The 10,942-nt window shown below is 62.2% G+C and carries 14 protein-coding genes and 1 pseudogene; 7 read left to right on the forward strand and 8 right to left on the reverse strand.

Annotated elements, in window-relative coordinates:
- Position 1 precedes the first annotated feature (1 nt).
- The 4 genes from C7H84_RS05915 to hyfB are packed head-to-tail and all read right to left on the reverse strand — an operon-like array spanning position 2 to position 5,068.
- Positions 2 to 1,465 (reverse strand): hydrogenase 4 subunit F, encoded by a 1,464-nt coding sequence (locus C7H84_RS05915; RefSeq protein ID WP_121857845.1) that lies wholly within the window; start codon positions 1,463 to 1,465, stop codon positions 2 to 4.
- Entirely contained in the window at positions 1,458 to 2,117 is a 660-nt protein-coding gene (locus tag C7H84_RS05920; RefSeq protein ID WP_121857846.1) for a formate hydrogenlyase, read from the reverse strand. Before C7H84_RS05920 ends, C7H84_RS05915 begins: the two co-directional genes overlap by 8 nt.
- Positions 2,118 to 3,068 (reverse strand): NADH-quinone oxidoreductase subunit H, encoded by a 951-nt coding sequence (locus C7H84_RS05925; protein ID WP_121857847.1) that lies wholly within the window; start codon positions 3,066 to 3,068, stop codon positions 2,118 to 2,120.
- Positions 3,062 to 5,068 carry a hydrogenase 4 subunit B gene (gene hyfB / locus C7H84_RS05930; protein ID WP_121857848.1) on the reverse strand — a complete coding sequence of 669 codons (2,007 nt, stop codon included), beginning with the start codon at positions 5,066 to 5,068 and terminating at the stop codon, positions 3,062 to 3,064. The genes C7H84_RS05925 and hyfB overlap by 7 nt, the downstream gene beginning before the upstream one ends.
- Positions 5,069 to 5,266: 198 nt before the next feature.
- On the opposite strand from hyfB, the pseudogene C7H84_RS05935 reads away from it, so the two are divergent.
- The 3 genes and pseudogenes from C7H84_RS05935 to C7H84_RS05945 all read left to right on the forward strand — a co-directional run.
- Positions 5,267 to 5,545 (forward strand): annotated as a pseudogene (locus tag C7H84_RS05935) (DUF1275 family protein); the annotation flags it as partial.
- Positions 5,546 to 5,585: 40 nt separating this feature from the next.
- Positions 5,586 to 5,849: an HPr family phosphocarrier protein gene (locus tag C7H84_RS05940; protein WP_121857849.1), complete on the forward strand. Its 264-nt coding sequence runs from the start codon at positions 5,586 to 5,588 to the stop codon at positions 5,847 to 5,849.
- Positions 5,850 to 5,960: 111 nt separating this feature from the next.
- Entirely contained in the window at positions 5,961 to 6,146 is a 186-nt protein-coding gene (locus C7H84_RS05945; RefSeq protein ID WP_121857850.1) for a ribbon-helix-helix protein, CopG family, read from the forward strand.
- Positions 6,147 to 6,171: 25 nt separating this feature from the next.
- On the opposite strand, the gene C7H84_RS05950 is transcribed toward C7H84_RS05945, so the two are convergent.
- The gene (locus C7H84_RS05950; protein WP_121857851.1) at positions 6,172 to 7,008 is read right to left on the reverse strand and encodes a spermidine synthase; all 837 of its coding nucleotides are present in this window, start codon (positions 7,006 to 7,008) and stop codon (positions 6,172 to 6,174) included.
- 293 nt (positions 7,009 to 7,301) lie between these two features.
- On the opposite strand from C7H84_RS05950, the gene C7H84_RS05955 reads away from it, so the two are divergent.
- The 4 genes from C7H84_RS05955 to C7H84_RS05970 are packed head-to-tail and all read left to right on the forward strand — an operon-like array spanning position 7,302 to position 8,684.
- Positions 7,302 to 7,748, forward strand: a complete 447-nt coding sequence (locus tag C7H84_RS05955; RefSeq protein ID WP_121857852.1) for a hypothetical protein — start codon at positions 7,302 to 7,304, stop codon at positions 7,746 to 7,748.
- A 42-nt stretch (positions 7,749 to 7,790) separates the two neighbouring features.
- Positions 7,791 to 8,054, forward strand: coding sequence for an HPr family phosphocarrier protein (locus C7H84_RS05960; RefSeq protein WP_121857853.1), 264 nt, complete (start codon positions 7,791 to 7,793; stop codon positions 8,052 to 8,054).
- 5 nt (positions 8,055 to 8,059) lie between these two features.
- Entirely contained in the window at positions 8,060 to 8,413 is a 354-nt protein-coding gene (locus C7H84_RS05965; protein WP_121857854.1) for a hypothetical protein, read from the forward strand.
- Between the two features lie 49 nt (positions 8,414 to 8,462).
- Positions 8,463 to 8,684 (forward strand): hypothetical protein, encoded by a 222-nt coding sequence (locus tag C7H84_RS05970; RefSeq protein WP_121857855.1) that lies wholly within the window; start codon positions 8,463 to 8,465, stop codon positions 8,682 to 8,684.
- A gap of 295 nt (positions 8,685 to 8,979) precedes the next feature.
- Here the strand turns inward: C7H84_RS05970 and C7H84_RS36240 are convergent, their stop codons facing one another.
- From C7H84_RS36240 to C7H84_RS05985, 3 genes are all read right to left on the reverse strand, one after another.
- A complete protein-coding gene (locus C7H84_RS36240; protein ID WP_162999213.1) occupies positions 8,980 to 9,366 on the reverse strand; it encodes a hypothetical protein in 387 nt (128 codons plus the stop codon).
- A gap of 93 nt (positions 9,367 to 9,459) precedes the next feature.
- Positions 9,460 to 9,858, reverse strand: a complete 399-nt coding sequence (locus tag C7H84_RS05980; protein WP_121857857.1) for a winged helix-turn-helix domain-containing protein — start codon at positions 9,856 to 9,858, stop codon at positions 9,460 to 9,462.
- Positions 9,859 to 9,991: 133 nt separating this feature from the next.
- Positions 9,992 to 10,597 (reverse strand): hypothetical protein, encoded by a 606-nt coding sequence (locus C7H84_RS05985; protein WP_121857858.1) that lies wholly within the window; start codon positions 10,595 to 10,597, stop codon positions 9,992 to 9,994.
- Positions 10,598 to 10,942: the final 345 nt, after the last annotated feature.

The raw sequence follows: 10,942 nt of genomic DNA on the forward strand, positions 1-10,942 counted from the left end.
TTTATCCTGCCAGCATCGTGGCCGCCTGGCGGTACCACATCGCCAGATAAGGCGGCACGTACAGCCCCAGCATCAGGCCGAGTCCCAGGTGCACGAACACCGGCAGCAGCGCCGGCCGATGTTCGAGCGGTGTCGCCGTCGTCGTTTCGCCGAACACCATCCGCTGCACGCGCGCGAAGATCGCCGCGAACGCGACGGCGAGCCCGAGCAGCAGCAAGGGTGCGGTCCACGGGAGCGTGTTCATGGCCGTCGTCAGGATCAGGAATTCGCTCGCGAACACGCCGAACGGCGGCAGGCCGAGAATCGCAAGCGTGCCGAGCATCATGGCCCAGCCGACCGTCGGGCTGACCTGCAGCAACCCGCGAATACCGTCGATCGCCTGCGTGCCGGCCTTCTGCGCGGCATGGCCGACCGCGAAGAAGATCGCCGACTTGACCAGGGAATGGACCGTCATGTGCAGCAACCCTGCGAACGTCGCAATCGGGCCGCCGAGCCCGAACGCGAACGTCATCAAGCCCATATGCTCGATCGACGAGTACGAGAACAGGCGCTTCACGTCCTTCTGCCGGAACAGCGAGAACGACGCGATCAGGACCGACGCAAGCCCGAACCCGACCAGCAACCGCCCCGGCAAGCCATTGCCGAGCGCGCCGTCGGCCAGCACCTTGCAGCGCAATACCGCATACAGTGCGACGTTCAGCAGCAGGCCGGACAGCACCGCCGAAATCGGCGTCGGACCTTCGGCATGCGCGTCCGGCAGCCAGCTATGCATCGGCACGAGGCCGACCTTGGTCCCATAGCCGACCAGCAGAAACACGAAGGCGATCGACACGATCGTCGGGTCGAGCTGCGTCCGGACCGCGGCCAGGCTCGTCCACAGCAGCGCGTCGCCGTCGGTCAGTTGCCGGCTCGCGGCGAGGTACAGCAGGATCGTGCCGAACAGCGCCTGCGCGATGCCCACGCCGCACAGGATGAAGTACTTCCATGCGGCTTCGAGGCTCGCGGCGGTACGGTAGACGCTGACGAGCAACACGGTGGCGAGCGTGGCGGCTTCCATGGCAACCCACAGCACGCCGACGTTGTCGGTCAGCAGCGCGAGCAGCATCGCGAACATGAAGAGCTGATACATGCTGTGATAGAGCCGCATCCGGGCAGCCGTCATCCGGCCGCGGGCTTCCTCGATCTGCATGTAGGGCCGGGAAAACAGCGATGTCGTCCAGCCGACGAACGCCGTGAGCGCAACGAGATAAACATTGAGCGGATCGACGAAAAACGCGCGTCCGAATGCGAACGACGGGCCGTGCTCGACGGTGTGCGCGGCAAGCACCAAAGTTGCCGCGAACGTCAGGAAGCTGAAGCCGACGTTCAGGTTGCGCGCGACCCGGCTCGGTCGCACGCAGGCAAGGCACGCGGCTCCCGCGAGCGGCAGGCCGAGCACGACGAGCACGACGTCGGCGTCATTCATCTTTGAGTTTCTCGAGGTGATGGATGTCCAGGCTGTCGAACTGCTCGCGGATCTGGAACATGAAGACGCCCAGAATCAGGATGCCGATCAGCACGTCGAGCCCGATGCCGAGCTCGACGATCATCGGCATGCCGTTGGTCGCGGCCGCCGCCGCGAAGAACAAGCCGTTTTCCATCGACAGAAAGCCGATCACCTGCGGAATGGCCTTGGCGCGCGTGATCATCGCCATGAAGGACAGCAGCACGCACGCGAGCGCAATGCCGAGCGTGCCGCGCGCGACCGATGTCGCGAGCTGGCTGATCGGCGCGGCGACATTGAACGCGACGATCACGAGGACGATGCCGATCAGCAGCGTCGTCGGAATATTGATGAGCGATTCGACGTCGGTCTTGACGTCGAGCCGGCGCACGAGCCGATACAGGAACCACGGGATCACGCCGACCTTCAGTACGAGCGTCAACCCGGCGGACACGTACAGGTGCACGTCGTCCGTGACGAAGCCGAGGATCAGGTTCGCCGACACGAGCGCGACGCCCTGCAGCGTATAGAGATGGATCAGGGACAGGATCCGGCGCTGGCTCAGCATCGCGAACGACAGCATCAGCAGCACGGCCGCGAGAAAATTGATCAGTTGTGTCGCGTAGGCGTGCATTCATGCCCCCAGCAGCAGGTGGACGAGCATGCCGATCACGGCCAGCAGGAACGCGGTCGCCAGGAATTCAGGTACCCGGAAGATGCGCATCTTCGCGTTGGCCGTTTCGACCACGGCGAGTGCGACACCGCCTGCCGTCAGCTTGATGAAGAGCACCGGCACCGCCAGCAGCAGCGCGACCGGATCGCCGGCATTCGCGATGCCCCACGGCACGAACAACGCAAGACCGATGCACGAATACGCGAACAGCTTGAGGCTTGCCGCCCACTCCATCAACGCAAGGTGCCGTCCCGAATATTCGAGGATCAGCGCCTCGTGGATCATCGTGAGCTCAAGGTGAGTGGTCGGATTGTCGACCGGCAGCCGTGCATTTTCGGCCAGCGCGACCAGCGTGAACGCGATGCCGGCGAACGCCAGGCTCGGATAGATCGTGAGTTCGCCGCGGCCGAGTGTCGCGACGATGCTCGTCAGCAGCGTCGATTGCGTGATCAGCGAGGCCGACAGCAGCACCATCAGCAGTGCCGGCTCCGCGAGGAAGCCGATCAGCATTTCGCGGCGGGCGCCGAACGTGCCGAACGCCGTGCCGACGTCCATCGCCGCCAGCGACAGCGTGACGCGCGCGAGCGCAAACAGGCCGACGAGCGCGATCGCATCGGCGGCGGGCGACAGCGGCAACTCGGTCGACAGTGTCGGCACGATCGCGCATGCGAGCGTCATGGCGGCCCACACGACATAGGGTGCACCGCGAAACACGGGGCTCGCGCCGTGCGCGACGACCGATTCCTTGTTGAACAGCTTGTGGAGCATCCGGTATGGCTGCCAGATGGACGGCGCACGCCGGTTCTGCAGCCACGCGCGGCATTGATTGACCCAGCCCGTGAGCAACGGCGCGGCCGCAATCGCTATCACGATTTCGACAGTCTGCGAGATGACGCCGGACAGGGTTACCATCGTCGCACCAACATCAGAAGCACGATCAGTACGACGAAACTGTACGTCAGGTAAACCGCGATCTTGCCCGTCTGCAGGCGACCCGCCCAGTCGGCGGTGCGTTGCGTCAGTGCCGCGATGCGAGCGTAGAGCGCGGACCAAGTGCGATCGGTTACCGACATCCGGTAGGCCGGCTGTGCGTCGAATGGCGACGGCAGCTGTCGTTCGATGTGCAGCAGCGGTGCGAAGATTTCGCGGATTGGCTGCCCGAATCCTTCCGCCGTGTCCTGCATGCGCGCGGTCGGGAACGGGAAGCCGCAGCCCCACGGCGCCGCGCGCCGCAGCCGGCCGTGATAAAAGCGCCGTACCAGCACCCACGCGAGCCCGCAGCAGGCGACGAAGAACAGCATGAACGCCGCCGGCATGTAGCTCGCGCGAGCGGCCGACACGGGCGCGAAGAGCAGCCAGCCATGATTGGTCTCGCCTACGCCGGCGCCCACCAGCGCGTGCGTGACGCGATCCAGCAGCTTGACGAACTGCGAGGGCATCAACCCCAGCAGCACGCTCGCGACCGCGAACCAGCAGAACGCGAGCCGTTCCCACACGTTCGCGTCGCGGGCACGGTTCAGCTTCGCCTCTCTCGGTTGCCCAAGGAACACGATGCCGAAGAACTTGACCATCGTGTAGCCGGCCAGCGCGGCCGACATGGCGATCAGCGCGGCGGCGATCGGCACCGTCATGGCGAGCACCGAATCCGGCAATCGCGGCGCGAACAGAAAACCCTGCAGCAGCAGCCACTCGGCCACGAAACCACTGAGCGGCGGCAAGCCCGCGCTCGCCGCGACGCCCGCGAGCACCGCCCACGCGGTCCACGGCATGAAGCGAATCAACCCGCCGAGCTTGCCGAGATTGCGCTCGCCCGTGGCGTGGAGCACGGCGCCCGTGCCCAGGAACAGCAAGCTCTTGAATGCCGCATGCGCAACGATCTGGTAGAGCATCGCGGTCAGCGCGAGCGCGGACAGGCTCGTCATCCCGTATGCGCGAAACAGCACCGCGAGACCCAGCGCAACGATCATCAGGCCGACATTGTCGATCGACGAATAGGCAAGCAGGCGCTTCATGTCGGTCTGGATGGTGCTGAACACCACGCCGAGCAGCGCGGTGCCGATGCCAAGCACGAGCAGCAGCACGCCCCACCACGCGATCTGCATGTGCAGCAGGTCGAACAGGATGCGCAGCAGGCCGTACAGGCCGACTTTCAGCACGAATCCGCTAAGGAGCGCGGAGACCGGCGAAGGCGCCGCGGGATGGGCCTCCGGCAGCCACACATGCAGCGGGAAGATGCCGGCTTTCGCGCCGAACCCGACGAGCGCGAACAGGAAGGCGAACGACGCGGGGAACGTATCCAGCGACTGCGCGCGCAGGTTGGCAAAGGTGTAGTCGCCAGTGCGCGCCTGCAGAATACCGAAGCAGAGCAGCAGCGCGAGCGCGCCGACGTGCGAGATCAGGAAATACAGATAACCGGCCCGGCGGATCTCGCCAATCCGGTGGTTGGTCATCACGAGAAACGTCGCGGACAGCGTCAGCGTCTCCCAGGCGACCATGAACACGTAGGCGTCATCCGCGATCAACACCAGTGCGATGCTTGCAACGCAGACATGGTATTCGAAGCAGATCAGCCCGGGCGGGGATCCTTCACCCTTGCGGAAATAGCCGGCTGAAAAGGCGCCGATCCCGGTGCTGACGATGCCGAGCACGAACAGGAAATAGCCGGACAAACGGTCGAGACGCAGATGAAAGGGCAAGCCGGGAAGCCCGATCGGCAGCGCTGCAGCAGACGGTTCGGCAAAGATGCCGGCGAGGCCCGCCGCGCCGATGGCCAGTCCGGCCAGCGCGCCGAGCGGAAACAGGCCGTGGGCCACCAGCCGCGTACGACGCAGCGCTCCGAGCCCCAGCGTACCGACCGCGAACCACGCGGCCACGGCCAGCAGGACGAAATGGACGACCGGCACGGGTGCCATCCGGATTGTCTCCAGTACGCTCGGATTGGGCGAGGTAGTTGGAATGGCCGCATCTCCCGCGACGTATTCCTGTCCGCATTATGACACCGAAAGACCAATCTGGATAACAAGGTATGATAATGCGGTTATCATGAAAACCTCATGATTCCCCGGGTGGATCGGGCGACCGCGGCGGTTCATCGCGGTGCTCCGGGCTGCATCGTGACCGACCTCGGCATCGAACTCGGCAAACTCTTTTACTGGAATCGCTCGAATCTCGACGTGCATACGCATGCGGTGATCGCCAACCGCGCGAAGCTCAGGATTCACGGGACGATGCTGGCGTTCTTCGTCGGGGGGCTGGCTGGTGCAATCGGCTGCAAGCATGTCGGCTACGTGTCGACCGTGCCGCTTGCCGCGGCGCTCGTCACGCTGGCGATCGTGCCCGTTGTCGACGACGTGCTCGAATATCTCTATCGGCTTGACCGCCGGTCATGAGCCGACATAAGGCGAAACGAAACCCGACTTCGGAGAATGCATGGTCGAAGAGCACGTTTCTGTGGGCGGACGCCCGGATTTGAATGGATATCGTTCTGCACGCGTGGCGGCAGCGGCGTCAGGCTACGCCAGTGAGGTCGCCTGCACTTCGCAGGGCAGAACAGCGAATGCCAAGGACGTGATGTCCGTGATGACCTTGTGCGCACCATCTGGCGCCATGGTTCACGTCACGGCAATCGGCACTGACGCAAGCGAGGCCGTTCAAGCGTTGATCAACGTCTTGTCGGCGGCGGATCCTGCTTGAGGCGCTGTCGACGAGCCGGCCCATCACGCGTGTGCCGAATGCCTTCCGGTGCTGTACATGAGGACCAATGCATTATAATCAAATTAGCATATTTGCCGACTCTGCCCTGCAATGGAAACGAAAACCGCACGCTTGACCATCCTGATCGATCCCGCCAAGAAAGCGGCTTTCGACATGCTCTGCGCGGAACAGGACCTGACACCGTCGCAAGTCGTGCGGCAGTTGATTCGCGAGTACCTCGATCAACACGGCGTGAGCTACAAGACAAAAAGCCCCCTCGGCAAACGAGTCAGGTGAAGCGCGGGCTGAGTTCGCAAACGGTCTAAACGTCAATTTCCCAATGCGCATGTCCTTGCGCATGCCAAGTCAACCGCTTCAGGTCGAGGCACTCGCCCTCCTTCAAGCGCCGGGCGGTCGACGACAGTTTGAGCTCGCCGGCAAACCCAAACGAGAGCGTGCGTTCGTACAGAACCCGCTTCGACGGCAAACGAAGCGGCCCTTTCCAGGCGAAAGCGACGAAATTGCTGTCGTCGTCGCATCGGACAACTGCGTACGAAGGGCCGAACACGGCGCTCAGCCGCTCGATGTGACTGGGTAGCGACAAGTCGTCGTCCGCCAGATTGATCGCGAGCACCCCCGAATCGCTCAACCGCTCGCGACAGGCAGCAAAGAACGCGATATCCGCACACTGGCTCGGCATGCCTTCCGCGACGAAGGCATCCAGCAGGATCACATCCGTGTGGACATCCTCCCGGGTCACATACTCCGCGCCGTCGGCGCAGATCACCTTGAGTCGGGCGTCGTCGGCGGGAATCCTGAACACATCGCGTAACGCGATCACTTCAGGATTGATTTCGATCGCATCGATAGCCACGTCGGGCAGATGCCGATAACAGAATTTTGCCAAGGAACCGCCGCCGAGCCCGATCATGCACATATGTCTGGCGGTCGGCAGCAGCAGCAGACATCCCATCATGGTTCGCGTATAGCCAAACGCAAGTTTGTCCGGCGTGTGCAGGGACATGAAGCTTTGGGTGGCCCGGTGATCGAAGTGCAGCGAGATCGCGTGCCGAGTCTCCAATACATACGGTCGCCCGTCGTTCAGCGGGGTCGACAGGAATTCGATGAACGCATCGTAGGATGTTCGGTCCTGCTCCATGCTCGATAGATCCTGATCTGCAAGTTGTTGGCGGCCCCAGCGGCCCGCAACGACAAGCGGGTTCGCCGTGGGCGAGCGCGCGATGTCACACCTTCTTGAGAAAGCACGGGGAAACACGGGAGCGCACTTTCCTCGCCGAGGGTGGTCCCGTGCCATCGGCTCGCGACGATCCGGGTTCGGAGAGTGAACGCACATACCATTATAATGCAAGACACATTTCCTTAACTTCGAATTATAATGTCATCTGACCGCGTTTCGCCGAAATTGCGGGCGAATTTGCGGAGGTAGTCGACATGTTCGATCCGGAGGTAACGCTACTGTTGCCCGATCGGCGACCGGCATCCCTGCTGGAGATGGCGGGAAGCCGGGGATCAATCGTTGTGGGGGTCGGGCGCGGGGGCGAGCGCGGGTTCCAGATGGTCCACCGCTTCCATGATGCGGGGGAACGACTCGCGGCAGCCGGTATTCACCTGGTCTTCGTCTACCCAAGGGAATCGGCTCGGCACGTGATGGATCCGATCTCGGTGGCCAGTGCGCGGTTCCGACACCACCCGCGCCTGCTTCTTGATATGGAGGGGAACTGTTTCGCACAGGGCGTCCCCCCTCAATTGCTGAGAGCCGTGTATCTGAGCGGCGAAATGAAGCGTCTCGCCGGGCTCGACGTCGATGTGCGAAATGCAGCATGGGAGATCGAGTTCCAGGCGTTTCTGATGGCCTGCCAGATCGACCCGTCTCACTAAATACCGGGTAGCAGCATCTATCTCACGGCAAACGCGAGGAACATGGCAACCGTCGTCTATTTCGAAATAGGCTCTGCTTGGAGCCGCAGCGGCGTGAACTCGGTCCGCGATGTGCTCGTGGACACGGCGCGCCGTTTCGACAGCGACATCCTGCTGATCGCGAATGGGCGTCGCGGGAATGCAAAGGATGGCATGGCCGTCTCGTCGCTACAGGTACGGCGCGGCACGTCCGCGCAAGTCCTCGCAAGTGGTCCGGACGAGGAGGCAGCGCTTCATGCACTACTCCCCTTGCTGCAAGAGAGCTGACTCGCATGCCACCTGTCGATCTCCCGTACCTGGGCTTGCGCGCGGCTGTCTCGGGCAAATTCGTCGACAAGCCGATCGTCGTGGAAACCGAGCACCTCGTCTCATTGTGCTTTGACGGTCGTGGCCTGCAGAGCACCATGCTGCGTGCGGTCCCGGATGCACTAGCGCTCGATATTGCGGGCAACGTGATCGCATTCGCCAGGCAAAGTGACGCACCTCTACCGCCGCTCGAGTCACTCATCGAACGTGCGGATCGATACCGCGGGCTCCACGGCATCGACCTCATCGAAACCGCAGCACGCATCGAGCTCGGTGCCCGCTACGACTGGACGTGCTTGAGCACGTGCCTCGCCATTTGAGCTCGCGATAGCTCATGTTCCTGATCACGATCAAATTTATGGAGAAGCCATGAGTGATAACGAAAGCTCAACCGTTCCAACGATCTCGGCATCGGCGATCTGGGCGCTGGAACGCCTTGCCGATATTCGCTACGGTCGCGATACGCCTGCGCTTGGCTGGTCCATCACCCGCGAGCTCATCGGCGCAGGATACGTGCGCTATCCAACGAACGGTCGCGGAAGCGTTTCGATTACGGCAGCCGGACAGACGTTCCTGAAGAATCGAAAATAGTGTTCGCCTGCGTCGCTCGAAAATGGCACGGACGCGTTGATCCACGCATCCATGCGGGGTCCTTCATGTTGTGGGTGGTTGCGGTTTGATATGAAGGGGGTCAACGCGGAAGCGCGCAGCTATGAATTGCTGCCTGTCGCACGCGAAGACGGCAATACGTATCGACGGCGCGTTTACGGAAGTGGTCGGAATGCCCGGGAAACCATGACTGGCGGAAGGCAGCCGGAGTCGAACCGACCCGGGAGTGTCTGACACCCCCAACTGGATTTGAAGTCCGATATCACTGTATGCAAAATCAGTTGCCAGGCTTGGGACCCACGGTTTCATGCGGGTTTGCGCTCTCGTCAATGCTGTAGATGCGTACAGTGATGCGCCATGTGAAGGCAGAAAAACCCACACCCCTCCCCGGCCAAATCGCACTTCCTACATTCCCCAGTCTGCCTGAAGGGGGGCCGCGTTTTGCGGCCCCCTTGCATATCCCGAGCGGCCGTTCGGTATCCGTACCCGACAGCGTCGCGCGCAGCATCATCTCGACGCAGGGCAGGTACAGTGCGAAGGCCTTGGTGTGCTGGATGACGCGCCGCGTGGTATCGCATGCGCTCACGCGCAGATCGCTCGCGTCGACGGCAAACACACGCAGACCGCGCCTGCGCGAGACGCTGATGCGCTGCTCGACGAGCACGTGAGAAGATGGGACTTGGGTCGCTGAGGACAGCGTGCGGCAGATGTTGGCGAGCCAGCGCTCGCCGCCATAAAGAAGAGAAGCTTCGCTTATTCAAATGGGTTGCTCAGCCGTCACGGGTCGCGACACAAAACGAATAGCGGACGCTGTATCGGCATGGTCAACGTTTACAATCGCCGCACCAAACAGCACGAGCCGGTATCCGATCGCATAGGCCGGGATAATTCTCACGTTCTTGTCTTCGTCCAGCCGCAACTTTGAGCGAATGCGTGAAATGTGCGTTTCGAGTGTACGGGACGATGCCTCGAACTCGCGCCCCCACACAGCCCTCTGGATTGCCCAGCGCGACACAATCTTGTTCATGTTATCGAGCAGGCATTCGAGAACGTCGAATTCCCGCGACGTAATGCCGGCTGTTTTTCCATCGATGTCGACCGTGCGGTACACGAAGTTGATCTTGATGTTGTCGACGTACAGGCATCTGCATTCCATGTCGCCCCCCGTATCCGTTCAAGAACCGCTCTTTTTGCGTCACCCCGGCCCGCTGCGTCGTGCGAGCAGTCCGTCTATGAAAAAGCCCGCGTGATGGCGGGCAAGGCACCTCTTACGAGGCACTGACGTGATCTCACGATGAGTGGCCGGGCAGGAACCGGCGCAAGGCTGTAGCCCGCTCGATGGCGCGCTGACGGTCAGCTTCCGAACCCTCCAATTGTCCGACATAGGTCGCCGGCAGCGCATCGCGTGCGAACTGGTATTCAAGCGACGTAAGCACGTTGCGTGTGAACACTGGATCTCGACAAGCGCCAGGCACCTTACAGCCATTCTTGATCAATTCAAGCGCTGCGATGTCCCCGTGGGCCGCCATTGCGTACACGTGATCCGTCAACATCGTGCCGTCAGGCAGCGCGATCGTGTTCCATTGCATGGGATGTCGAACAGCGAGCTCCAGCACTGCGCCAGGCTGGCCAGCACCCGCGGCTATGCGCAGCAGGTTCAACGCATAGTCGGGGGCTCGCAATGGTTCGTCGCCGCAACGAAGCGCATCGTCCTTCAGGTGATGCTGTATGCATGCCATGGCCCATGCAGCAGCCTCGAACTGTCCCTCAGGATCGCGTCGTTGCGCGAGCGCCCCGAAGGTCGGATATTGAAGAGCGCGGCTCAGCGCAATGGCAAGCGAGTTGCTCTGGTCGGGTCCTCGGCGGACAACCTTCGCCTTTGTGGTCGTCAGCATAGTCAGCACATCGCCGCCCCCAACACTCGGGGACACCGACCGAGACGATGGCACGACAGCTAACGCCGATCGCGGAGACTGCGCACGCACACCGATGCTATATGCTGCCGGCGTCACTCGGCTCTCGACAGGGGCAACGTCCTGACTCGTTCCTGGCCAACGTTCCATTGCCAATAGCACGAAAGCGCAAGCGATAGCGCCGCACACTGCGGCGGAAATTTCCCAAGCGATGTTGGTAACAAGTTTCGTTGGCATCTTCCGGTAGTGCAAGAAATCGACAATTTATTCGGTAGGCAATATATGCAAACCCGACATCAAATTATTTAGTCGGCCCTGCAAAATCAT

It is taken from the genome of Burkholderia sp. Nafp2/4-1b, from assembly GCF_003635165.1.
Lineage (GTDB): Bacteria > Pseudomonadota > Gammaproteobacteria > Burkholderiales > Burkholderiaceae > Burkholderia.

Excerpts from the sequence above, each read along its gene's own strand:
- C7H84_RS05915 (WP_121857845.1), bottom strand. The coding sequence starts at position 1,465 with ATGAATGACGCCGACGTCGTGCTCGTCGTGCTCGGCCTGCCGCTCGCG.
- C7H84_RS05920 (WP_121857846.1), bottom strand. The coding sequence starts at position 2,117 with ATGCACGCCTACGCGACACAACTGATCAATTTTCTCGCGGCCGTGCTG.
- C7H84_RS05925 (WP_121857847.1), bottom strand. The coding sequence starts at position 3,068 with ATGGTAACCCTGTCCGGCGTCATCTCGCAGACTGTCGAAATCGTGATA.
- hyfB (WP_121857848.1), bottom strand. The coding sequence starts at position 5,068 with ATGGCACCCGTGCCGGTCGTCCATTTCGTCCTGCTGGCCGTGGCCGCG.
- C7H84_RS05940 (WP_121857849.1), top strand. The coding sequence starts at position 5,586 with ATGGTCGAAGAGCACGTTTCTGTGGGCGGACGCCCGGATTTGAATGGA.
- C7H84_RS05945 (WP_121857850.1), top strand. The coding sequence starts at position 5,961 with ATGGAAACGAAAACCGCACGCTTGACCATCCTGATCGATCCCGCCAAG.
- C7H84_RS05950 (WP_121857851.1), bottom strand. The coding sequence starts at position 7,008 with ATGGAGCAGGACCGAACATCCTACGATGCGTTCATCGAATTCCTGTCG.
- C7H84_RS05955 (WP_121857852.1), top strand. The coding sequence starts at position 7,302 with ATGTTCGATCCGGAGGTAACGCTACTGTTGCCCGATCGGCGACCGGCA.
- C7H84_RS05960 (WP_121857853.1), top strand. The coding sequence starts at position 7,791 with ATGGCAACCGTCGTCTATTTCGAAATAGGCTCTGCTTGGAGCCGCAGC.
- C7H84_RS05965 (WP_121857854.1), top strand. The coding sequence starts at position 8,060 with ATGCCACCTGTCGATCTCCCGTACCTGGGCTTGCGCGCGGCTGTCTCG.
- C7H84_RS05970 (WP_121857855.1), top strand. The coding sequence starts at position 8,463 with ATGAGTGATAACGAAAGCTCAACCGTTCCAACGATCTCGGCATCGGCG.
- C7H84_RS05980 (WP_121857857.1), bottom strand. The coding sequence starts at position 9,858 with ATGGAATGCAGATGCCTGTACGTCGACAACATCAAGATCAACTTCGTG.
- C7H84_RS05985 (WP_121857858.1), bottom strand. The coding sequence starts at position 10,597 with ATGCTGACGACCACAAAGGCGAAGGTTGTCCGCCGAGGACCCGACCAG.